The organism is Massilia timonae (genome assembly GCF_001866515.1).
In the GTDB taxonomy this organism is placed as follows: domain Bacteria; phylum Pseudomonadota; class Gammaproteobacteria; order Burkholderiales; family Burkholderiaceae_D; genus Telluria; species Telluria timonae.
The window spans coordinates 2,995,429-3,018,224 of the sequence record NZ_JRYB01000001.1; the positions used below are offsets into that span (position 1 = coordinate 2,995,429).

Sequence of the window (22,796 nt, forward strand, 5' to 3'; positions counted from 1 at the left end):
CCGGTTGTTGGCTCGGTTGTTGGCTCGGTTATTGGCCCGGTTGGTGGACCAGATGGCAGCGCGCCTGGCGCTGATGGCCATGGCGGTCCGGGCCGCGACCATGGCAGCGTCATCCTCGAGCAGGAGCGGGTGATGGCGCTGTCGCCGGCGGCGCGCGCTGCCGGCGTGCAGATCGGCATGCGCCGCGGCGGCGTGTTGATGCTGATGCCCGAGGCGCGCATCGAACTGCGCAGCCATGAGCGCGAGGCCGAGGCCATGGAGGCGGTGGCCATGACCATGCTGCAATACACGCCGCAGGTGGCGCTGGCCGAAGAAGCGACGCTGCTGCTCGATATCGGCGCCAGTTTGCGCCTGTTCGGCGGCATCCGGCGCCTGTGCGAGCGGGTGCGCGCCAATATGGCGGCGCTCGGCTTCACGGCCTGCGTCGCCTGCGCGCCCACCGCGCGCGGGGCCTGGCTGCTGGCGCGCCGTAATGCGGGGCGCGCCCTCACGATGGACTCGCTGGTGCGGCGCCTCGACCGCTTGCCGGTGGGCTTGCTGCCGCCGGCGCGGCCGTTCGCCGGCTGGTTCGAGGGCATCGGCTGCCGCCGCCTGGACGAGCTGCGGCGCCTGCCGCGTCCCGGCCTGCAGCGGCGCTGCGGGCGGGCCCTGCTCGACATGCTCGACGCCGCCTATGGCATGCACGCCGAATTGTTCCAGTGGGTCGCGCCGCCGGAGCGTTTCCATGCGCGGCTCGAATTGTTCGACCGGCTCGAACAGGCCGAGCTGCTGCTGGCCGGCGCCCACCGCCTGGTGCTGCAGATGACGGGCTGGCTGTGCGCGCGCCAGCTGGCGGTCGAGCGCATCCGGCTGTCGCTCGATCACGAGCGCGGCCGCATGGCGCGTCCACCGACCCTGGTCGAGGTGGCGCTGGCCGAACCCACCTGGCGCGACGAACACCTGCTGCGCCTGCTGCGCGAGCGCCTGGCCAAGCTCGAACTCGAGGCGCCCGTGATCGGCATCGGCCTGGAGGCGCAGCAATTACAGGCGATGGCGCCGCCGACCGACTCGCTGTTCCCCGATCCCGGCGGCAGCGAAGAAGACCGGATGCGCATGATCGAACTGCTGGTGGCGCGCCTGGGGGCAGACAATGTCTTGCAGGCGCTGCCGATGGCCGATTACCGGCCCGAAGTCGCCAACGCCTGGGTGCCGGTGCAGCAGAAGGTGAGCGCCGCCGCGCGCGCGGCGCAGATGCCGCCCGACGTGCGCAGCCTGCCGCGCCCGACCTGGCTGCTGGCCAAGCCGATCGCGCTGCTGATGCGCGACCACCGGCCGTTCTACGGTTCGCCGCTGCGGGTGGCGTCCAATCCCGAGCGCATCGAGGCCGGATGGTGGAGCCAGACGCAAACGCGCGACTACTTCATCGCCGAGGGGCAAGACCACGCGCTGTACTGGATCTATCGCGAGCGCATCAACGGCACCGGCGAGGATGCCGCGCCGCGCTGGTTCCTGCATGGATTATTCGGGTGATGGGGGCCTTCGCGAGAGCGATGGCGCGAGTCGATGGCGCCGCTCCAGGGCTCTAGATCCCGCCGCCGCCAGCAGCCGCTTGAACGTCGGACATTCCATATGCCTGGGCGCCGGGCAAGCCGCCGCATGCCGCAAGCCCTTGCTCATCGCCGTCAATCGCAGCACCAGCGCGTCGATCTCGTCGGCCTTTGCCGCCAGCATGCGCCGGTCGATCTCCGGTTCCGATCCACCTCCGAACATCGCCTGTATCTCGTCCAGCGACAAGCCCGCCGCCTGCCCCAGCGCGATCAGCGCCAGCCGGTCCAGCACCTCGGGCGTGAACGTGCGCCGCAATCCCTGCCGTCCGTTTGAAACGATCAGGCCCCGCTTGTCGTAGTAACGCAGCGTCGATGCCGGCACGCCCGTTCGTTTCGCGACCTCAGCAATATCCACGCAATCCCTCTTGACTTGAAGTTGACTTCAACTTCTATAGTGAGACGCATCGCTTGCCCCGTCAACCACACAGGAGATTCATCATGAGGAATCAGATCATCGCGATCGTGCTCATCGGCTGCGGCGCCACCGCGCTGCTCGACGCCTGGCTGGCGCTGCTGCGCCGGCTCGGCACGCCGACGCTCGGCATGGCGCTGCTGGGACGCTGGATCGGCCACCTGTTGCGCGGTCGCGTACGCCATGCGGCGATTGGCAAGGCGCATCCGGTGCGCCATGAAACGGCCTTCGGCTGGATCGCGCACTACGCGATCGGCATCGGCTTCGCCGCCGCCCTGGTGGCGCTGGCCGGCATCGACTGGCTGCGCGACCCGAAGCTGGCGCCGGCGCTGGCCTTTGGTTTCGCCACGGTGACGGCGCCCTTGTTCGTGATGCAGCCGGCCATGGGCGCTGGCATCGCCGCCTCCAGGACGCCGACGCCGCTGCGCAACTGCCTGCGCAGCATGACCAACCACATCCTGTTCGGCTTCGCCCTCTACCTGTGCGCCAGGCTCGTGGCCGGGGTGGCGCGATGATGCCGCAAGCGCTGTCGTCCGCCCCAGCGGCCCGCACGCTCGCCGTGGTCTACCACAGCGGACATGGCCACACCGCGCACATCGCCAGCCAAGTGGCCGCCGGCGCCGAGTCCGTCCCCGGTACCAGCGTCGTGCTCCTGCAAGCCACCGACGTGGCGCGCGAGAGCGCCATGCTGGTCGAATACGACGGCTATATTTTCGGCTCGCCCACCTATCTGGGCGGCGTTTCCGGCCCGTTCAAGCTGTTCATGGATGCGACCGGAGGACTGTGGCGTTCGCGCCGCCTCGCAGGCCGGCTGGCGGCCGGCTTCACCGTGTCTTCGCTGCCGGCCGGCGACAAGCAGTCGACGCTGCTGTCGATGCTCACCTTCTGCATGCAGCACGGGATGCTCTGGGTCGGCAATCCGTTCCTGCCCGAGCAGCATGCCGGCGTGCCGGAGGCAGAAGCGGCGAACCGGCTCGGATCGTGGACGGGCATGATGGCCCAGGCCGGACACGGCGCGCCGGCGCATGACTTCCCTCCGGGCGACATCAAGACCGCCCGCATGTTCGGCCAGCACGTGGCCGCCACCTTGCACCGCCTGGGCCGCGTCGAGCCATGAGCAACCCGGCGAACGGTCGCGCCGTCCTGGTAAGGCATAATCCGCCCATCGAAGCCGACCGGAGGACCCATGAAGCGATTCACGAACCTGGCAGCCATCGCTGCCCTGACGCTGGCCGCGTCGACCCATGCCCACGCCCAGGCAGAGCAGACCCTGGAAACGCCGGGCTTCACCGTCAGGATCACGCAGCAGTGCGAAGAGGGCAACGTCACCTGTGACGACGTGCGCTACGTCGGCACCAGCAAGAAGTCGGGCAAGGCGATCACCCTGCGCGGCAAGACCATGCACTCGCTTGCTGCCGACGGCGTCACGCCCGGCGCCTTCCAGGGCTATGTGTTCAAGTCGGGCCGCGTGAGCTATACCGTGTTCGCGGACGGGCGCCTGGTGGTCACCGAAGGCAGGAAGACGCTGGTGAACCAGCGCGGCGAATGGAAGTGACGCGCGTCGACGCCGCGCAGCTGGAGGTCCTGCGCGCGTTTGCCGAAGAACTGGCGGACGCCGCGGGCGCCGCCATCCTGCCGCACTTTCGCGCCGACCTCGTCGTCGAGGACAAGGCCGCGCAAGGCCAGGGGGCGGTATTCGATCCGGTCACCGTGGCCGACCGCGCCGCCGAACGGGCGATGCGCGAGCTGATCGCCACCCGCTATCCCGGGCACGGCATCGTCGGCGAAGAAGAAGGCAGCGTCGACGGCGCCAGTCCATGGAAGTGGGTGCTCGACCCAATCGACGGCACGCGCGCCTTCGTCACCGGCCTGCCGATCTGGGGCACGCTGATCGCCCTCAACGACGGAATACAACCCGTCATCGGCGTCATCGACCAGCCGTTCACGCGCGAACGTTTCATCGGCACGCCGCATGGCGCCTGGTGCAACGGTGCGCCGATCCGCACGCGCCGCTGCCCGACCCTGGCGCAGGCGCGCGTGATGCTCACCGTGCCGGCGGCCGGCGCGAAAGTCGCGGACCAATCCGTGTTCGACGCCATCGCCTCGCAGGCGCAGATCGTGCGTTTCGGCGGCGACTGCTATGCCTACGGCCTGCTGGCCCATGGGCTGGTCGACCTGGTGCTGGAAGCGCACCTCGACGTCCACGACGTGCAGGCCCTGATTCCCGTGGTCGAAGGCGCCGGCGGCGTGATCACCAGCTGGGACGGCGGCGATCCGCAGCACGGCGGCTCGGTCATCGCCTGCGGCGCCCCCGAGCTGCATCGGCAACTGCTGCCAATGATCGCGCGCCTGCGCTTGAAGGGCTAGTAGATTTCCTGCTCTTCTGCCGCGACCACGATGCGCACGTGCTGCTTGCGGCCCGCGGACAACACCCATTCGGCGCGATCGCTCGCCAGCGGCACATCGGCATCCATCGTCGCCACGCCGTCCAGCCGCAGGCCTCCGCCCGCAGCGAGGCGGCGCGCCGCGCCGCGCGATGTCGCCAGTCCCGCTTCCACCGCCAGTTCCGCCAGCGTCACGCCCGCGCCGCGGCGCGCAGCGTCGATCGCATGCGTCGGCATATCGCCCCGATCCGCGCCGCCGAAGGCCGCCGCCGCCGCGCGCTGCGCGGTGTCGAGCGCATCCTGCCCGTGCGCCAGCCGCGTCGCTTCGTTGGCGAGAATGATCTTGGCCTCGTTCAGTTCCGCGCCCCGCAGTGCGCCGAGCCTGCGCACCTCGTCCATCGGCAGCTCGGTGAACAGCGCCAGGAAGCGCTCCACGTCGCGGTCGTCGACGTTGCGCCAGAACTGCCAGAAGCCGTAGGGCGACAGGCGATCGGCGTTCAGCCACACCGCGCCGTCAGCCGACTTGCCCATTTTCCTGCCGTCGCTGGTGGCCAGCAGCGGCATCGTCAGGCCGTACAGGTCCAATCCGGCGGAACGTCGCCCGAGATCGATGCCGTTGATGATGTTGGCCCACTGGTCGGCGCCGCCGATCTGCAGCGTGCAACCGTGGCGGCGCGCCAGTTCGACGAAATCGTAGGCCTGCAGCAGGGTGTAGCCGAATTCGAGGAAGGACAGCGAGTGCTCCAGGCGCGAGCGGATCGCGTCGAAGGTCAGCATGCGGTTGACGCTGAAGTGGCGTCCGACCTGCCCGAGAAAGTCGAGGTAGCCCAGGCCGTCCAGCCATTCGGCGTTGTCGACCACGCTGACATCCGGGCCAAGGTAGCGCGTGAAGGCGCCCTTGATGCCGGCGATATTGGCGTCGATGGCGGCGGCGTCCAGCACCGGGCGCGAGGTGTCGCGAAAGCTCGGGTCGCCGATGCGGGTGGTGGCGCCGCCGATCAGCAGCAGCGGACGATGACCGGCGCGCTGCAGCCAGCGCATCAGCATCAGGCCCTGCAGGTGGCCGACGTGCAGGCTGTCGGCGGTGGCGTCGAAGCCGAGGTAGGCGGTGAGCGGCCTGGCCAGGGCGTGGCGCAGTCCGGTCGCGTCGGTGCACTGGTGGATGAAGCCGCGTTCTTGCAGCAGCTGCAGCAAATCAGGGAGGTCGGAAGAGTGGGTCATGTGGTTTCCTGGTGGTGGAACGCCCCAGGATGACCGATTGCCCATGCGTGGTCCGCCTGAGGCGGACCGGGTTGCGTGACAGCCCCTACCGCCGCGAGGTGCGGTAGGCGTAATAGCTGGCAGGGGAGGTCACGATGAAAGTCATGAGTCCATCTTAGCCGCAGCGGCCAAGACAGGTCAAGATTATTTGACGGCCTTGAACAGGGCGTCCAGGCGATCCTTCGTGCCTGGAATGCGCTCCAGTTTCGGATAGCGCAGGCCGTCGCGATAGTCGAGCGTGATGGTGCGCAGGTTGTCTCCCTTGCGTACCAGGAGCGCGATCGGCGCCTTGCCGTCCTTGTTGGCGCGCACCGCCGCCTTCAGCACGTCGCCCTTGTACACGCGGTTGTTGACGGCCACGATGGTGGTGTTGGCCGCCAGGCCGGCGCGGAAGCCCACGCCGTCCCACACCACGCCGGTGACGTCGCCATTGCTGCGCACCGAGAAGCCGAGCGAATAGGTGAAGTCGGCGCTGCGGCTGCGTTCTTCGACAGCGCGCACGGCATTGCTCGGGGTGTCGCCGTACACCAGCTTCCAGCCGGCGCGGGCCAGGCCGTCGAGCGGCGCGCCCGGGCCATGGCCGTCCAGGCGCGCGCGCAGGAACGGCGCCCAGTCGAACTTCTGCACCTTGCCCAGGGCGGCCACCACGTCGTCGAAGGTGTAGTACACCGTCTCGATGCTGCCGTCCTCGACGCCGAAGAAGGCGCGCGCGAAGTCTTCCAGGCTGCGCTTGTCGCCCGAGAGTTCGCGGATCCTGGTGTCGACGTCGAGCCAGATCAGCATGCCCTCGGTGTAGTAATCCTCGCTGCGCTGCCAGTTGCCCCAGCCGATCGGCTTGCGCCCGTTGATGATCGGATCGTTGACCGTGTCCTGCACCGCGCGCCAGTCGCGGCCCTGCGTGTTGTCGTAGCGCGCCGCGTCGATCGCCAGCGCTTCGCGCGCATGGTTCTGCGACACCAGGCCGGAACGCGCCGCCAGCACCTTGCCCCAGAACTGGGTCTGGCCCTCGTACACCCACAGCAGCTCGTTCTGCAGCGGGGTGTTGAAGTTGGCCACGTCCTGGCCCGCGGGACGGCGGAACTTGCCGTTCCACGAGTGCACGAATTCATGCGGCAGCAGTTCGCGGCCGGCTTCGTTGCGGCCCCAGTCGGTGAAGTAGCCGAGCCGCACGCCGTTCTCGCTCGACTGCTGGTGCTCGCGGCCGATGCCGCCGAATTCGTCCGAGATCGCGAACAGGAAGTCGTACTGCTTGTAGTGGCGCGAGCCGAACAGCTTGATGGCCTGGTCGACCATCGCGCGGTGCAGCGCGACCTGCTCGGGCTTCGCTTCCAGGTTCTCGGGATTGTCGGCCACCACGTTCAGCATCACCGGATTCTTGGCGCCCGGCGCCAGGTCGATGCGCTTGAAGTACCTGCCGGCGAACAGCGGCGAATCGACCAGGGTATCGAGGTCGTGCGGCTTGAAGCGCACCTCGTCGCCGGTGCGGCTTTCCACCGCCAGCGAGCTGGCGAACTGCCAGCCGGCGGGCAGGGTGAGCGTCGGCTGCACCGTGATGCGGCGCGCGTGGTAGCCGGCCGGGTACAGCGCCACCGATTGCCACTGCACGCCGAGGATGTCGTCGGTCATCGTGATGCGGCCCTGGCTGGTGTCCAGCGGCGACAGGAACTGGTATTCGGCCACCAGTTCGGTGGCGCCTTCCGGCACCGTCACATGAAAGGCGTGGACCTGCACCGGGTCGCGCGTCCACTCGAGCGGCTTGCCGCCCGCGCTGAACTTCAGGCCGGCCAGCTGGGTCAGCGGAATATTGGGGCCATGGTTGCCCGGCGCCCACTGCGGATAGAGCAGCGTCATCGGACCTGCTTGCACCGGCATCGACAGCCGCATGCTGAAGATCTGCTGCGACAGGTTGCTGGCGTCGACGTGCAGCGCGATCGTGCCCGGATACGGGGCGTTGCCGACGACAGGGACCTGGGCGGAAGCGGGCAGGGCAAGCGCGAGCGCGAAAGCGAGGGCGCCTGCCTGACGGGCGGCGCGGGCGAGGAAGGGGAAGGCAGTCATCGTGGAGCGGGAAAGCTGAGGGGAAGCCGGCGAGTGTAGCACCGCATTCCAACACAAATTTCCGTTGATACATCATGCAAATAAAATTTGCAAAAATGCTTAAAAATCCGTATTTCGTATGACTTGAAAATCGTTTGGCGTGACATTAGATTGGTCCCAACGGAATGCTTAACAGAGGTTCCGTCCCTTATCGCTTAACTTTCAAAAGGATATGACATCATGCGTACTTTCGACCTGACTCCCCTGTACCGTTCCGCCATCGGTTTCGATCGCCTGGCCAGCCTGCTCGAGCAACGCGCCGAAGCGCAGCCGAGCTACCCGCCGTACAACATCGAACTGGTGAGCGAAGACCAATACCGTATCGTGATGGCGCTCGCCGGCTTCAGCCGCGACGAGATCGAGATCGTCACCGAGCGTGACAGCCTGCACGTCACCGGCCGCAAGCAGAAGGACGACGTCCAGCGCACCTTCCTGCACCGCGGTATCGCCGCGCGCGATTTCGAGCAGCGCTTCCAGCTGGCCAACCACGTGAAGGTCACCACCGCGTCGTTCGACAACGGCATGCTCACCATCGAACTGGTGCGCGAAGTGCCGGAAGCCCTGAAGCCGCGCAAGATCGCCATCGGCGACGCCGCCGGCGTCATCAGCGGCGACAACGTCAAGACCCTGGAACAGCGCGAAGCCGCCTAAGGCTTGGCAATGCCAGCAACGGTAACGGCCCGGTAGTCGTTTGAAAGAAGGGCGCTCGCAGTCGGGGCGCCCTTCGTACGTCCGGGCCGCCCGCGTCCGCTCATCTTAAGACGCGCCTAAGCGTCACGCCTTGTCAACTTAAGCATGATCTAAGGCGGTTGCGCGAAGATACGTCCATCGATGCTCAACATCGATTCAACACATTTTCACCAGGAGCACACACCATGTCGAACCCAAGTGCCGTTACTGCCATCACTGCCAAACGTCTCATGCTGGCCCTGGGTGCCGCGGGCGTCATCGGTGGCGCGGTCGGTGCCATCGCTGTCAATCACAATAATGCCGTCGCCAGTGCCGCGGCCGAAAGCGCGCCTGCCGTTGCAGCTGCGCCGGCCCCTGCACCCGCGCCGGCCGCGGCCGCAGGCGCTCCAGCGTCGACCGTCGCGCTCCCCGATTTCACCCGCATCGCCGCCCAGCAGGGCAAGGCGGTGGTCAATATCCGCGTCGTCGGCGGCACCAAGACCGCCAATCGCGGCGGCTTGCCGAACCTCGACCCGAGCCATCCGTTCTATGAATTTTTCCGACAGTTCCAGGATCCACGCGGTGAACGCGGCGGCGATCGTGGGACTCCCGTTTTCGGCGCCGGATCGGGCTTCATCGTAAGCCCGGACGGCGTCATCCTTACCAACGCCCACGTCGTGCAAGGCGCCGACGAAGTGACCGTCAAACTGCAGGACCGCCGCGAATTCCGCGCCAAGGTCCTGGGTTCCGACCCGCGCACCGACGTGGCCGTGCTCAAGATCGACGCCAAGGGCTTGCCCGTGGCGCCGATCGGCAAGTCGCAGTCGCTGCTGGTGGGCGAGTGGGTGCTGGCCATCGGTTCGCCGTTCGGCCTCGAAAGCACCGTCACCGCCGGCGTGGTCAGCGCCACCGGTCGTTCGATCCAGGGCGATTCCAACGTGCCGTTCATCCAGACCGACGTCGCCGTCAACCCGGGCAACTCGGGCGGTCCGCTGTTCAATACCCGCGGCGAAGTCGTCGGCATCAACTCGCAGATCTACAGCATGACGGGCGGCTACCAGGGCCTGTCGTTCTCGATCCCGATCGACCTCGCGGTGCGCATCAAGGACCAGATCGTCGCCACCGGCAAGGTGCAGCATGCCAAGCTGGGCGTGGGCGTGCAGGAGGTCAGCCAGGCCTTCGCAGACTCGTTCAAGCTCGAGACGGTCGAAGGCGCCCTGGTCTTCAGCGTCGAACGCGGCGGCCCGGCCGAGCGCGCCGGCCTGAAGTCGGGCGACGTGATCCGCCGCGCCAACGGCAAGAACATCGTCTCGTCGATCGAGCTGCCGGCCATGCTGACCCTGGCCAAGCCAGGCGACAAGGTGGCGCTCGATGTCTGGCGCGAAGGTAAACTGGTGCGTATCGATGCGACCCTGGGCAATGCCGCCGACAAGCCGCGCCGTGAACAGGAACTGGCCGAGGTGGCCGACAACAGCGCCAAGCTGGGCCTGACCCTGCGGCCATTGGCCCCGGTCGAGCGCCGCCAGAGCGGCATCCCGTCGGGCCTGGTGATCGAGGACGCCTCCGGCGCCGCCATGATGGCCGGCATCGAGCCGGGCGACGTGCTCATCTCGGTCAACGGCCGTCAGGTCAGTTCGGTCGAGCAGGTGCGCGACATGGTGTCCAAGGCCAGCAAGTCGGTGGCCTTGCTGATCCAGCGCGGTGGTGACAAAATCTTCATTCCGGTGCGGATCGGCTAAAAAGCGTCCTCGACCCGCACGGGCTTCATATTAGGGAAACACATGCGGCTACTGCTGGTGGAAGACGATACGATGATCGGCGAAGTGGTGCTCGACCTGCTCAGGGCCGAGCACTACGCCGTCGACTGGGTCAAGGACGGCGAGATGGCCGACACGGCCCTGCTGCAGAACCAGAACTACGATCTGGTGCTGCTCGACCTGGGGCTGCCGCGCAAGGACGGCCTCGAAGTGCTGCGCTCGATGCGCACGCGCAAGGACCGCACCCCGGTGCTGGTCGCCACCGCGCGTGACTCGGTCCAGCAGCGCATCGCCGGCCTCGACGCCGGCGCCGACGACTACGTCCTCAAACCCTACGACCTCGACGAGCTGCTGGCGCGCATCCGCGCGCTGCTGCGCCGCGCCGCCGGCCGCGCCGAACCGATCTTCGAATACCGCAACATCAGCATCAATCCGGCCACCCGTGAAGTGCTGGTCGACGGCACGCAGGTGTCGCTGTCGGCGCGCGAATGGGCGGTGCTCGAGGCGCTGGTGGCGCGGCCCGGCGCGGTGCTGTCGCGCGCGCAGCTGGAAGAGAAGTTGTACAGCTGGCGCGACGAAGTCTCCAGCAATGCGGTCGAAGTGTATATCCACGGCCTGCGTAAGAAACTGGGCAGTGACCTGATCCAGAACGTGCGCGGCGTCGGCTATATGGTGCCCAAGGCATGAAAATGACGCACTCGCTGCGCGGGCGCCTGCTCTGGTTCCTGCTCGCGGCGATCACCCTGGCGGCGGTGGCGCAGGCGACGATCGCCTACCGCACCGCGCTGCACGACGCCGACCAGATCTTCGACTACCACATGCAGCAGATGGCGCTGTCGCTGCGCTCCGGCACGCCGCTGTCTAACGACGAGGCGCGCGCGCGCATGGAAGCCGAGAGCAGCGCCAGCGGCAACGACGACATGGTGGTGCAGATGTGGTCTCCCGACGGCGTGCAGATGTTCCACAGCGTCTCTCGCGCGCGCCTGCCGCAGCGCGCGGTGCTGGGCTTTTCGAATGTGCGCGCCAACGGCACCACCTACCGCGTGTTCTCGATCCAGACCTCGAACCAGACCGTCCAGGTCGCGCAAGACCTGGCCGTGCGCCGCAACATGGCGGGCAATCTGGCCCTGCGCACCCTGGGCCCGATCGCGGTGATGATGCCGATCCTGATGCTGGTGGTGTGGTGGGTCGTGAGCGGCTCGCTGCAGCCGGTGGCGCGGGTGCGCTCGCAGGTGGCCGCGCGCCAGGCCGACGACCTGTCGCCGGTGTCCGACAACGGCTTGCCCGACGAGGTGCGGCCGCTGGTGCAGGAGCTGAACCTGCTGTTCGGCCGCGTCAAGACCGCCTTCGAGGCCCAGCAGCATTTCGTGGCCGACGCCGCGCACGAGCTGCGCACCCCGCTGGCCGCCCTGCGCCTGCAGGCGCAGAGCCTGGACCGCGCCGACAACCCGGAAGCGCGCCGCGTCGCGGTGGCGCGCCTGACCGCCGGCATCGACCGCGCCACGCGCCTGGTCGAGCAGCTGCTGGTGCTGGCGCGGCAAGAGGCGACGGCGGCCGAGGGCGCGGTCGCGCGCCCGGTCGACCTGGCCGACCTGGCGCGCCGCACCGTGGCCGACCTGGCCGGCGTGGCCGCCGCCAAGGGCGTCGACCTGGGCGTGCAGCAGGCCGATCCGGCCACCGTCCTTGGCCAGCCCGACGCGCTGCAGATCCTGCTGCGCAACCTGGTGGACAATGCGGTCAAGTACACGCCGGGCGACGGCACGGTCGACATCTCGGTCCAGCACGATGGGCAAAAGATCGTGGTGCAGGTCGAGGACAGCGGGCCGGGCATCCCGCCGGATGAGCGCGAGCGCGTGTTCGACCGCTTCTACCGCGTGGCCGGCAGCGATGCCGCCGGCAGCGGCCTGGGCCTGGCCATCATCAAGGCGATCGCCGAGCGCCACGGCGCGACCCTGACGCTGGACGCATCGGCGCGCCTTGGCGGGCTGAAGGCGGTCGTCACATTCAAGGCGCCGGCCGTCACCGCGGTCTAGCTCTCATCCATCGTCGTGCCACACGCGCCGCGCCCGCTCGCGGTAGAATGATCGGTTCCGCGGGCCAACCATGGTCCTGGCCCGCATCGCAATGGATGAGGAATCGATGAACAAGAAGATAATCATGGCAGCCGTGCTGTCGACCCTGGCCGGCGTGGCCTCGAGCCAGGAAGTGGTGCGGATCGCCCACGTGGCGGGATTGACCGGCCCGGTCGCCTATTTTGGCAAGGACACCGAAAACGGCGCGCGCATGGCGATCGAGGCGCTCAACGCCAAAGGCGTGACGATCGGCGGCAAGAAGGTCACCTTCCAGCTGGTGGCCGAAGACGACGCGGCCGATCCGAAGCAGGCCACCAGCGTGGCGCAGAAGCTGGTCGACGCCAAGGTGAATGGCGTGATCGGTCACCAGACCTCGGGCACCACGATCCCGGCCTCCAAGATCTACAACACCGCGGGCATCCCGCAGATCTCGCACTCGAGCACCAGCCCGAAATACACCCAGCAGGGCTTCAACACGGCCTTCCGCGTGATCGCCAACGACGTGCAGCTGGGCCAGGCCCTGGGCCGCTACGCCACCGGCACCATGAAGGCGAAGCGGGTGGCGGTGGTGGACGACCGCACCGCCTACGGCCAGGGCCTGGCGACCGAGTTCTCGCGCAGCCTGCAAAAAGCCGGCGGCAGCGTCGTCGCGCGCGAATTCACCAACGACAAAGCGACCGACTTCAGCGCCATCGTCACCCGCATCCGCGCCACCAAGCCGGACCTGGTGTTCTTCGGCGGCATGAACGCGACCGCCGGCCCGATGCTGCGCCAGATGAAGCAGCTCGGCATGAACGTGCGCATGATGGGCGGCGACGGTATCTGCTCGGACGAGATCTACAAGCTGTCGGGCGGCACCATGGCGGACGGCCAGGTGGTGTGCGCGGAAGCGGGCGGCGTGCAGGGCGACGCCAAGGCCGGCATGGACAAGTTCCGCGCCGACTACAAGAAGCGCTTCGGCATCGACGTGCAGATCAATGCGCCGTATGCCTATGACGCGACGATGGCCATGGCCGAGGCGATGGTGAAGGCCGGCTCGGCGGCGCCGGCCAGGTATCTGCCGGTGCTGGCGAAGATCCAGTACAAGGGCGTGACCGGCCCGATCGCCTTCGACCAGCGCGGCGATATCCGCGACGGCACGATCACGCTGTACACCTTCAAGGGCGGCAAGCGTTCGCTGCTGACCGTCACGAAGTAAACGCTACAAGAAGCAAACAGGCCCGCAGCTTGGCGCTGCGGGCCTGTTTGCTTCAGTCTCCCGGTCCCTCGCCGGGCATCGTATCCGCCATCAGGCGCAGTTCTTCCGGCGTCAACTCTTCGGGTTTCTTGTTCTTCAGTCCATCGGTATCGGCCGGCTGGACGGTCGGCGGCTGTTCCGGTTTTTGCTGGTCTGTCGTCATGAGGCTCTCCTTCACATGCAGGATTCAAGGACGGCCAGTGTCGCATGATGGCCGATCGGGCGGCGTTCCGCTTGGGAAGCGCCGTCAGTCGCGGCGTGGCGGTGGAATCAGGTGGCGGAACGTCGGTTCGATGTTCATCGCATGCAGGTGACGGACGATGTCTTCCAGCGTCGCATCCTTGAGCAGCAGGCCTGGCGTTGGCGCATGCGGCGCAAGCGATGGCGCCGGTGCGACGGCAACGGCGGGCAGGTTCGCAGGAACGGCCTGCTGTGCCGGTTCGAGCGCCTGGAAGACCTGCTCGAACTGTTCCTTGCCGATGCTTTCCAGCCCTTCGAGGAAGGCGGCCTGGCCCAGCGGCGGCGGCGCCAGGTCCAGCCCCGGCTCGTCGGCGAACGAGGCGCCCATGCCCGGATGGATGAACGCCGCCCACTTGCCGGTGCGCGGATGCAGGCAGGGCGGCAGCGCGATCGGCGCGCGCACCGCGTCCGTGTCCAGTTCGATTTCGGGGAAATACGCGTCGCGCAGGCGTTCGAGGAAGGTCTGGGCCTGGTCGGCCGGCACCGGCTCTGCCAGCGACAGCCACAGGTAATAGGCGTCGCCGCCCGAGATGCTCACCGCCGGCGCGGGCAGGCCGAGCGTGTCCTGCAGCGTGTTGGCGACCTCGCACAGGCGCAGCCAGTGGGCGTCGCCCTCGAGGCCCTTGGTCTTGCGGAAGGGGATCATCATGGCGCGCGTCTGGCCGTCGCCGCTCGTCAGGCTGATCGGCACGTTCTGCTGGCCGAGCACGTGCAGGGTCAGCACGTCGGCCGGCGGCGCGTCGGCGGGAAGGTAAAGCCGCATCAGTTCGGCGATCAGTTTTTGCATGTCATTCTTGGAGCATCAAAAGAAAAGCATGATATCTCGCCCGCCGGCCGAGCGGTGGACCGTTCCAAATGAAAACGGCCCGCGATGATCGCGGGCCGTTGCTGTCCGATCAGGGGGCGATCAGAACTTGTGCGCCAGGCGCGCGAACATCGATGCGCCGTTCAGGCCGAACTGCACGCTCTCGTACTTGAAGCCGTTGTCGGTCTCGTTCGGATCCTGGCGGGTCGGCTTGACGTCGAAGATATTGGTGCCGCCCACGGTCAGGCGGGTCTTCTCGGTGAAGGCCCAGGTGAACGACAGGTCGGCCGAGGTCTTCGCCTCATAGTGCTGGTTCGGCACCGGCGGGCCCGAGAAGGTGCCCAGGGTCTGCGGACCGAAGTGGATCACGCGCAGCGAGGTCTCGAGCTGGCCTTGCGTCCAGTCGAGGCCCAGCGTGGCCTTGCGGCGCGGCGCGCCTTCCTCGATGAACAGGCGCTCGCGCTCCGACAGCAGCACGTCTTCGAAGCCTGCCAGCGCCGCCGGCGCCTTCACGCGCTGCACTTCGGTCTTGCTGAAGTTCACGGCCAGGAAGGTGGTGAGGTTGCCGATGCCCACCTTGCGGCGGTTGGACACGGTCAGGTCCAGGCCTTGCGTCTTGGTGTCGACCGAGTTGACGAAGAACTGCGCCTGGCCCACGCCGAGCTGTTGCAGGGTGGCGCCCAGCGCCGGATAGTTGTCGGCGTCGAAGCGGCCCGACAGCACGATGCGGTCGTCGATGTCGATGCGGTACAGGTCGGCCGTCACCGAGGTGGCGCCGGTCGGCGACCAGGTCAGGCCCAGCGTGTAGCTCTTCGATTCCTCGTCCTTGAGCTGCGGGATGCCGGCGGCATTGGCGACCGGGCCGCCGTTCGGCGCCAGCACCACGTCCAGCGGCTGGCCGCCGACGAAGTCGGTGAAGGTCGACGAGAAGTACATCTGCTGCAGCGACGGCGCACGGAAGCCCGTGCTGGCCGAGCCGCGCAGCAGCACGTTCGGCGCCACGCGGTAGGCGCCGGCCAGCTTGCCGGTGGTGGTCGAGCCGAAGTCCGAATAGCGTTCGTGGCGCAGCGCGGTCTGCACCTTGAAGCGGTCGGTCACGTCGGTTTCGATGTCGAGGTAGGCGGCGTTGCTATGGCGGTCGGCGTCGGTCTCGTCGCCCGGCTGGAAGCCCGGGAAGCCCTGGCTGCCGGCGTTGCCCCCTATGCCCACGCCGTCGGCGTCGATCCACGAGCCGGCCTCGCCGGCGAAGATCTTGTAGTTCTCGCGGCGGTGCTCGAGGCCGAAGGCCACGTTCATGCCCTTCAGTACGTCGCCGTAGAAGCGGCTGATGTCGAGGTTGGTGGTCGACTGCTGGAACGAGAAGCCGCCGGCGTAGAAGCGGCTGGCGCTGACGCCCTGGCCGCCGTTGATCAGGTCCAGGTTGGCGATCGAGGCGTTGAGGGTATTGTTGATGTCGTACTTCAGGCGGTTGTAGCCATAGGTCTGCGAGACGTCGGCATTCCATTCGCCGACCGCCCAGCGGTAGCCGACGGTGCCCCAGCGGTCGTCGACGTCGCCGTCGATGAAGGGGACGAAGCCGTCCGGGTACATCGCCGCCGAGTTACGCGACGGGATGTCTTCGGAACCGATGCCTTCGCGCGCCCAGGCGGCCGAGGAAGCGTCGCGCTTTTGCGCGCCGGCCGTGAAATACAGCTTGCCGGGGCCAGTGGGGAATTCGCCGTTGAGGTAGACGGTCTGGTTCTCGGACTTGGTGTCGCCGATGATGCGCGGGTTGCCCGGTTCGGAGCGGTTGGAGCGGCCGCGATCGTAGTATTCGCCGGTGATGCCCAGCACGCCGCCGGCCACCGCCACGCCGCAGTAGGCCGACGCCAGCCAGTTCTCGCCGTCGCCCGCGGTGTACTGGCCGTAGCCGAGCACCGATTCGCAGCCCAGGCTGCGTTTGAGGTCGATGTTGATCACGCCGGCGATCGCGTCCGAGCCGTATTGGGCGGCGGCGCCGTCGCGCAGCACCTGCACTTCGCGGATCGCCATCACGGGGATCGCGTTCATGTCGGTGCCGGTATTGCCGCGGTTGCGCGCGCCGAACAGGTTCACCAGCGCCACCGTGTGGCGGCGCTTGCCGTTGACCAGCACCAGGGTCTGGTCCGAACCCAGCCCACGCAGGGCGGCCGAGTCGATCAGGTCGGCGCCGTCGGCGCCCGTTTGACGAGTCGAGTTGAACGAGGGCGACAGATTGGTCAGCACCTGGGCCAGGTCGAACTGGCCGCTTTGTTCGGCGGCCTTGGTCATCGGAATGAAGTCGATCGCCACCGGGGTATCGGTGCTCGATGCGGCGCCGACGCGGCGCGAGCCGACCACGCTGACGCTGGGGATCACATCGCCGCTGGCGACGCCTGGCGCGGTCTGCGCGTGGGCGGTAGCGGGGACGAGGGAAAGCAGTGCGGCGCTACCATATAAGGCCAACAGCACCGAACCAGACATTATTTTGAGTTTAATCACAATTTTCTCCGAAGGAAATTCGGATATTACTCAATTGTTTCTTCGGTAACCATCGTAATGTAGCAATAACACAACGGTGTGCTGCTATAGCTAAAACTTATTCGACCAAGTGATGACAAAGCATGACAATTCTGCTTGTCAAATTGTCTCGACACGGCCTCCGACCAGTATCGCGCCATCTTCGATCCGCGTGCGGATCAGGCAATCGTGGCCGGTGGCGTGGCCCTGGCGCACGGTCAAGGCGTGGCCGAGCAGGACGGTGAGGGCGCCGGCCGCGACGCCGGTGGCGCTGTCTTCGAGCCGTGGGTCGAGGTGGTTGAAGTTGCGGCCTTCAAAGGCCTGCGCATCGGCGTCGCCTGCGTAGGCGTACAGGCCGTTGACGCCGTGTTCCTTGCCCCATTGCGCGATCGCTTCCAGGTCGGGCGCCAGCGCGTGCAGGGTGGCCGGGTCGCGCACCCGCACCAGCAGTTTCGGGCTGCCGACCGAGGCGACTTGCGGCGCTGCGACGATGGCTGACGTAGGGATGCCGAGCAGGCGTGCCGGCAGCTCCGGCGAAAGTGCCGGTTGCGGGGCGGGCTGCGGCGCCAGGCGCACGAACAGGTATTCTGCTTCGCGGGTCAGTGCGAGCGGCAGGCCGTGCATGGCGGTCTTCACCGTTAATGGTGGATTGGCGCCTGGGCGGGCGAACAGCCGCGCAGCGGCGGCCAGCGTGGCGTGCAGGCACAGGGGACTGCGAGTGTGCGGATAGTAGAAGTCGACGATGGCCGCCATGCCCTTGTCCTGCGGCGGATCGATCCAGACGCAGGTGGTGTTGCGCTCGCGCGCGAAGGCCTGGCGTGCATCTGGACGTGACGGATCGTCTTCGATGACGATGGCGGGGTTGCCCGTGTTGGCGGCGGCGCCGAAGCAGCGCAGGGTGTGGATGTGCATGGGTTTCCTTCTTGTCGGGCATGATGCTCGAGGCTGGATGGATCATAGCTGGATTGGCTTGTCAGGGGCTGGCCGGATCACGACAATTTGCTGGGTTTCCAGCGGCCGCCGAGGCGTTCCGATCGGTTAGAATTTGTGTATATCTTTCATCAGGCGGATTGTGCCCACTTAGCCCATGTTTCAGGAATATCTCGATGCCCTCGGCGCTTACTTCGTGAGTGGACAAGCGTGAGCGATCCCGACGCGACACTGACCAGCTATGGGATGGCCGAGGACTTCGCATCGGCGCCGGTGCTCGGCATCACGGTTCTCTGGCACCCGCAGCGCGAACGAATCGGCGAACAGATGCTCGGCCCGGCCGCGGGCGGCGCGATCGCGCTGAACCGGTTTGCGCCGCTGTTCGCGCCGCTTTCCGTACGCCCTGGCGCGGGGCATGAAGGAACGCCGCTGGGCGAGCGCTCGATCACACGCGAGCCGGTGCATATCCGCTTCGTCGCCGAGGGCGGCATCCAGATCGATCACGTGCGCGGCAAGATGGGGCTGGAACTCAATGGGCGGCCGTCGAACGGGACCGACCGCTTCACGGCGGGTGAACTCGAGCGCGGCATCGTGATCGGGCTCGGGAGCCAGATCTTCGTGTGCCTGCATCTGATGCGCAGCCTGCCGCGCGCGGCGAACCTGCCGGGACTGATCGGCGTAGGCAACGGGGCGACCAAGATGCGCGAAGCGATCGCGCAGGTGGCCGGGACCAGCATGCCGGTGCTGTTGCTGGGCGAGACCGGCAGCGGCAAGGAGGTGGCGGCGCAGGCGATTCACGCGCTCAGTGGGCGCCGGAGCGGGCGGCTTGTTGCAATCAATATGGCGACCTTGAATGAGTCGTTGGCGGCGGCCGAATTGTTTGGCGCGGTCAAGGGGGCGTACACCGGGGCGACCAGTGGTCGGCGCGGGTGGTTTGCCGAGGCCGAGGATGGCACCTTGTTCCTGGACGAGGTCGGGGATACGCCGGCGTCGGTGCAGGCCATGCTGCTCCGCGTGCTGGAGAGCGGCGAATATCGGCCGCTTGGGGCGGGCGCGGATGCGAGGTCGAATGCGCGGATCGTTGCGGCGACGGACCAGGATCTGGGAGAGGATGGGTTCAATCAGGCCTTGCGGCGGCGTCTCGAGGCGTTCGTGATTCGGGTGCCGGCGTTACGTGAGCGGCGTGAGGATCTTGGCGTGTTGGTGCGGCATTTTCTGGAGGCCGAAGCGCCGGGGGATGGGTGGAATCTGCCGTTCGAGTTGCTGAGCCAGGTGTTCAATGGGGACTGGCCGGGCAATGTGCGGCAGCTGGGGCATGCGATGCGGCGGGTGGCGCTGGATTTGCAGGCCGGGAATGTGCCGGTGTTGGAACAGGCGGTGGGGCTGCCTGTGGTGGCGGAGGTAGTTGCTCCTCCCGATGCTGCCGTGGCTTCTTCGTCTGCTGTTTCGAGGCCGGTGCGGCGCAAGATGTCGGAGTTGAGCGACGACGATCTTGTGGAGGCGATGGAAAAGAGTCAGTGGCAAATTCTGGCTGCTTCCAGGATGCTGGGGATTTCGCGGCCGACGGTTTACAAATTGCTGGAGGCTCACCCTCGGATTCGTTTTCCTGCCAATATTTCGGAGGAAGAGATTCGTGCGGCCTGGGAGGCTTGTGAGGGGGATCTCCAGCGGTGTGCTTCGCAGCTCATGACGCCGGCGGAGGCGTTACGGCGTCATGTGGGGTCGTTAGGACTTGGCGTTAGCGTTTAAAGCTGCGGCGCATTCGGCGGTTTTGTGCCGTTGCCTACCTCAGTTTCGGGATCAAAGTAGAACACCCGCTGCTGTGCCACCTTTTCTCCATTTCGTTTGATGCTGACGGTGACGTAAAACGAAAGCTCCCAGAAGCCATTATATGGCCCCACAATTAGATGGCTGTTCCACAATAGCGTGATCTTTCGGCCCTTGGTTGGATCTACGCCATTGCTATGTATGGTGAACGCAGTAGGGTCGATTCGGTATAGCGCGCCTAACTGGTTGCCAGTGTTGTCGACGAACAGCGATGGGGGGGCGTACCAAGTGCGGACGTCCGGTCCGCAGCATATAATGCGCGGACGAGTGATGATGCAGCAGTCAACTACTTCAATCGATTCAAAATCGGTTTTCTCCTGATCGCCCGCTACGATTGCAAGTCTAAATTCTTGACCAGCGGAGAAGTTTATATCTCGATTCCAATGTGGGTCTTCTGGAGTGCGTTCAACTCCGTCAAGCGACTCGATGTCGGTAAACAGCCAATCGATGCCGTCATCAACTTGGTTGACATCGAAACGTGCTGCTAGTGTCATTAACGGTTGTGTCATCATTCCCTTTCCATTCGGAGTAAATCAAATCGCGGATCGCTCCGCAGTGCTAATAAATCGGGTTCTGTCCCGATTAATTTAGTGGGATAGCCAAGACGTTGTGCACTGCTCAGTTCATTCAAGGCATCATCACGCCGCCCTATAATTTCATAGGCGACAGCAGCCCGAAAGCGGATATTCGGGTTGTCAGCGTCAGTAGTAACAGCCTTTTGGCTCATCAGAAAGGCTGTGGTCTTGTCGCCTAATTTCGCCGCGTATAACCCCATGCGTGAAACATTTGTTGCGTTGTCTGGAGATTGCTTAAGAAGTGGCCTCAGTATTGCGGCGGCATTGCGATAGGCTTGCTGAGAATCTTGCTCGCGGCCTGGTATCCAACGAAGTGTGTCAGCTAAATTGGCCCAACGCAAGTACGCTATACTTGTGCCTTTAGATGCCGAGACCGCGTGTTGGAACGCTTTAGCTGCGCCCACATAATCTTCGCGATTGAATAGCGCAGCACCGAGATTGCTATAGAGTTGGCCATTTGGGCGCACTTGCAAGCCTTGTTGCAATATTTGGAGTGCTTCGGTGTCCCTGCCTTGCCTGATCAATGCCGCACTTAAGTTGGCATATGCATAGACTGCATCAGGATCAACGTCAATACTCTGACGAAAAGCTTGCTCGGCGCGTATGTAATCATGCTCGCGAAAGCGGAGGTCTCCTATTTGGTCAATGAAGAGACGCTCTGTCGGATGCGCCTCGCGTGCTTTATTAATACTGAGTTCAGCTTCTGAGTATCGCTGTAGGTCTAGCAAAGCGCCATTTTTGGTGTTCAACGCAAACAGGTTTGATGGATCTAGTTGCAGAGCCTGTTGAGAAAATTTTAGACTTTCTTCGTTTCGATTCTGCTGCCAGCGTACCAACGACTTTGCTGCATAGCCAAGTGCTAGCTGATCGTTCAATGCCAATGCCATTTGGGCGCTAGCATCTGCACGCTGTAACCAGCTAGCATCGCTGCGATCACCTGCATAGCGAAGTGCATAGGCGATTGCCATGCCTGCCATTGCCGCCGCGTGTTCAGGCTGTTTTGCTAAGATAGCCTCAAAATTTTCTGTTGCTATGTCTAGACTTCCATCACGGTCAAAATGGCGCAGCGCGGCCATGCCATTCGACATTCGTGCTGCATCGGAGACTGAAGGAATCCACTGACGAGGCAGATTATTTGATCCGGACAGAGATGTTATGAATGCACCGATCAATAGCAAAATGAGTACTAAGGCACTATATGTAATTCTGCGTCGGTTAATAGGTGATGGACCGGATACTGCCGCCAAATTAGGCACGGTTGGAAGGCTCGGGGCTGTATGCGTCCCCGCTCTGTACAATGACCGCGCAGTCTGTTGAACCTCCATCATCGTTGGTATGCGTGTAGAAGGATCCGGGGCACACATCGCTCGCACCAAGGCAACCATGTCCTGATCAGCGTCCAGAGCAAAGGTCCACTTAGCACAAGAGGATTGCACCTGAGCTGCGGCAAGCGCCAGCCCATGCAAATGCGCAAACGGCCTCTCCCCATGCATCATCTCGTACATCAGCACACCGACTGCATAAATATCGCTGAGCGTATTTGGATGCTTGCCATTCAAGATTTCAGGCGCTAGATAAGCAATCGTCCCTTGCGTCTGCAGCACATCCCCCGACTCGGTCGCCAGCGGATCGATCTTGCGCGCCAGCCCAAAATCCATGATGCGGACCTGCCCCGACGGCTCGATCATCAGATTAGCCGGCTTTAAATCACCATGAATCAACCCAGCCGCATGCGCCTGCGCCATCGCATCCGCCAACTGGCAAACGATATCGAGTATCTGATCCCGCGCCAGCTTGGTCGTGGCCAGCAGCTGATGGAGGGTCTTCCCCCCAACCAGCTCCATCACGATCGACTTGCTATGGCCGTCGTCTTCGAGCGAATAGATCTGGATGAAAGCAGGATGCCGCAGCGAGGCCGCCAGGCGCGCCTCCTGAAGCAGGTTATCCGGCTGGTCGCGCACCAGGTCAGGCTTCAGGCGCTTGATGGCAACGCTGCGCTGCAGCGCCGGGTCCCACGCCTCATGCACGTCACCGAAGCCGCCATTGCCAAGCAACCTACCGAGGCGATATCGCTCGGTGCTGGGGTTGGCAAGCAAGTCAGGCGATGAGGTCATTTGCGGCTCGTTTGGTCGGCGCAGGCGCCGTAAATACTGCAGGGAAAGAAACTTGCCGAATACACATTCCTAACTTCGCGATTCAGGCAACCGGCGTGTCAACTTCTTCGTTGACATGTAAAAACACCCGCTGTTTTACACCCAACAGGCATAGCTAGTCGACTAAATCCTCGATTCTGTTGCTTCTACACCATGTTTCAACGTGGCACGGAGTTTGCAAACTATTGCGTATCAACAATGGAGGGCGTAACGGAAGATCGTCGCGCTGCCATCGCAATTGTCGCAAAGCATGTTATTCATTCCGGAAAGAAGAT

Annotated in this window: 20 protein-coding genes; 11 read left to right on the forward strand and 9 right to left on the reverse strand. The window is 65.2% G+C overall.

The genetic code is table 11. The features are described 5' to 3' along the window. Positions 1-111: 111 nt before the first annotated feature. Positions 112-1,509 (forward strand): Y-family DNA polymerase, encoded by a 1,398-nt coding sequence (locus LO55_RS12890; protein WP_083415590.1) that lies wholly within the window; start codon positions 112-114, stop codon positions 1,507-1,509. Here LO55_RS12890 and LO55_RS12895 read toward each other — a convergent pair. Beyond that, positions 1,498-1,941, reverse strand: a complete 444-nt coding sequence (locus LO55_RS12895) for a helix-turn-helix domain-containing protein (RefSeq protein WP_071361751.1) — start codon at positions 1,939-1,941, stop codon at positions 1,498-1,500. The genes LO55_RS12890 and LO55_RS12895 overlap by 12 nt on opposite strands. Before the next feature lie 83 nt (positions 1,942-2,024). Here LO55_RS12895 and LO55_RS12900 point away from each other — a divergent pair, with 83 nt between their 5' ends. The 4 genes from LO55_RS12900 (at position 2,025) to hisN (ending at position 4,365) form a co-directional block, all read left to right on the forward strand. Then, the gene (locus LO55_RS12900; protein WP_071361752.1) at positions 2,025-2,513 is read left to right on the forward strand and encodes a DUF2938 family protein; all 489 of its coding nucleotides are present in this window, start codon (positions 2,025-2,027) and stop codon (positions 2,511-2,513) included. Beyond that, positions 2,510-3,115 (forward strand): flavodoxin family protein, encoded by a 606-nt coding sequence (locus LO55_RS12905; RefSeq protein WP_071361753.1) that lies wholly within the window; start codon positions 2,510-2,512, stop codon positions 3,113-3,115. The genes LO55_RS12900 and LO55_RS12905 overlap by 4 nt, the downstream gene beginning before the upstream one ends. Before the next feature lie 69 nt (positions 3,116-3,184). Continuing rightward, positions 3,185-3,553 (forward strand): hypothetical protein, encoded by a 369-nt coding sequence (locus tag LO55_RS12910; RefSeq protein ID WP_071361754.1) that lies wholly within the window; start codon positions 3,185-3,187, stop codon positions 3,551-3,553. Continuing rightward, positions 3,544-4,365, forward strand: coding sequence for a histidinol-phosphatase (gene hisN / locus LO55_RS12915; protein ID WP_071361755.1), 822 nt, complete (start codon positions 3,544-3,546; stop codon positions 4,363-4,365). The genes LO55_RS12910 and hisN overlap by 10 nt, the downstream gene beginning before the upstream one ends. On the opposite strand, the gene tyrS is transcribed toward hisN, so the two are convergent. Beyond that, complete coding sequence (gene tyrS / locus LO55_RS12920; protein WP_071361756.1) at positions 4,362-5,603, reverse strand: tyrosine--tRNA ligase; 1,242 nt, start codon at positions 5,601-5,603, stop codon at positions 4,362-4,364. The two genes, hisN and tyrS, sit on opposite strands and share 4 nt — an antisense overlap. Positions 5,604-5,786: 183 nt before the next feature. Next, a complete protein-coding gene (locus LO55_RS12925; RefSeq protein ID WP_071361757.1) occupies positions 5,787-7,700 on the reverse strand; it encodes a M61 family metallopeptidase in 1,914 nt (637 codons plus the stop codon). Between the two features lie 219 nt (positions 7,701-7,919). On the opposite strand from LO55_RS12925, the gene LO55_RS12930 reads away from it, so the two are divergent. The 5 genes from LO55_RS12930 (at position 7,920) to LO55_RS12950 (ending at position 13,435) form a co-directional block, all read left to right on the forward strand. Next, on the forward strand, positions 7,920-8,390 hold the full coding sequence (locus LO55_RS12930; protein ID WP_005662858.1) for an Hsp20 family protein: 471 nt from the start codon (positions 7,920-7,922) through the stop codon (positions 8,388-8,390). Positions 8,391-8,614: 224 nt separating this feature from the next. Beyond that, a complete protein-coding gene (locus LO55_RS12935; RefSeq protein WP_071361758.1) occupies positions 8,615-10,147 on the forward strand; it encodes a Do family serine endopeptidase in 1,533 nt (510 codons plus the stop codon). 42 nt (positions 10,148-10,189) lie between these two features. Next, positions 10,190-10,852 carry a response regulator gene (locus tag LO55_RS12940; RefSeq protein WP_005662855.1) on the forward strand — a complete coding sequence of 221 codons (663 nt, stop codon included), beginning with the start codon at positions 10,190-10,192 and terminating at the stop codon, positions 10,850-10,852. Further along, complete coding sequence (locus LO55_RS12945; RefSeq protein WP_071361759.1) at positions 10,849-12,198, forward strand: ATP-binding protein; 1,350 nt, start codon at positions 10,849-10,851, stop codon at positions 12,196-12,198. The genes LO55_RS12940 and LO55_RS12945 overlap by 4 nt, the downstream gene beginning before the upstream one ends. Positions 12,199-12,304: 106 nt before the next feature. After that, a complete protein-coding gene (locus LO55_RS12950; RefSeq protein ID WP_071363780.1) occupies positions 12,305-13,435 on the forward strand; it encodes a branched-chain amino acid ABC transporter substrate-binding protein in 1,131 nt (376 codons plus the stop codon). A 52-nt stretch (positions 13,436-13,487) separates the two neighbouring features. Here LO55_RS12950 and LO55_RS26680 read toward each other — a convergent pair whose 3' ends face one another. The 4 genes from LO55_RS26680 to LO55_RS12965 all read right to left on the reverse strand — a co-directional run bounded on the left by LO55_RS26680 (position 13,488) and on the right by LO55_RS12965 (position 17,948). Beyond that, entirely contained in the window at positions 13,488-13,637 is a 150-nt protein-coding gene (locus LO55_RS26680; protein ID WP_005662852.1) for a hypothetical protein, read from the reverse strand. An 84-nt stretch (positions 13,638-13,721) separates the two neighbouring features. Next, on the reverse strand, positions 13,722-14,501 hold the full coding sequence (locus LO55_RS12955) for a hypothetical protein (RefSeq protein WP_071361760.1): 780 nt from the start codon (positions 14,499-14,501) through the stop codon (positions 13,722-13,724). Between the two features lie 120 nt (positions 14,502-14,621). Then, positions 14,622-17,000, reverse strand: a complete 2,379-nt coding sequence (locus LO55_RS12960; RefSeq protein ID WP_040774830.1) for a TonB-dependent receptor plug domain-containing protein — start codon at positions 16,998-17,000, stop codon at positions 14,622-14,624. 156 nt (positions 17,001-17,156) lie between these two features. Continuing rightward, positions 17,157-17,948 carry a PhzF family phenazine biosynthesis protein gene (locus LO55_RS12965; RefSeq protein ID WP_071361761.1) on the reverse strand — a complete coding sequence of 264 codons (792 nt, stop codon included), beginning with the start codon at positions 17,946-17,948 and terminating at the stop codon, positions 17,157-17,159. 228 nt (positions 17,949-18,176) lie between these two features. On the opposite strand from LO55_RS12965, the gene LO55_RS12970 reads away from it, so the two are divergent. Beyond that, complete coding sequence (locus LO55_RS12970) at positions 18,177-19,715, forward strand: sigma 54-interacting transcriptional regulator (protein WP_143054514.1); 1,539 nt, start codon at positions 18,177-18,179, stop codon at positions 19,713-19,715. Here the strand turns inward: LO55_RS12970 and LO55_RS26345 are convergent. Next, positions 19,712-20,305 carry a hypothetical protein gene (locus LO55_RS26345; RefSeq protein WP_143054515.1) on the reverse strand — a complete coding sequence of 198 codons (594 nt, stop codon included), beginning with the start codon at positions 20,303-20,305 and terminating at the stop codon, positions 19,712-19,714. The genes LO55_RS12970 and LO55_RS26345 overlap by 4 nt on opposite strands. After that, positions 20,302-22,482, reverse strand: a complete 2,181-nt coding sequence (locus tag LO55_RS25860) for a serine/threonine-protein kinase (protein ID WP_083415317.1) — start codon at positions 22,480-22,482, stop codon at positions 20,302-20,304. The genes LO55_RS26345 and LO55_RS25860 overlap by 4 nt, the downstream gene beginning before the upstream one ends. Positions 22,483-22,796: the final 314 nt, after the last annotated feature.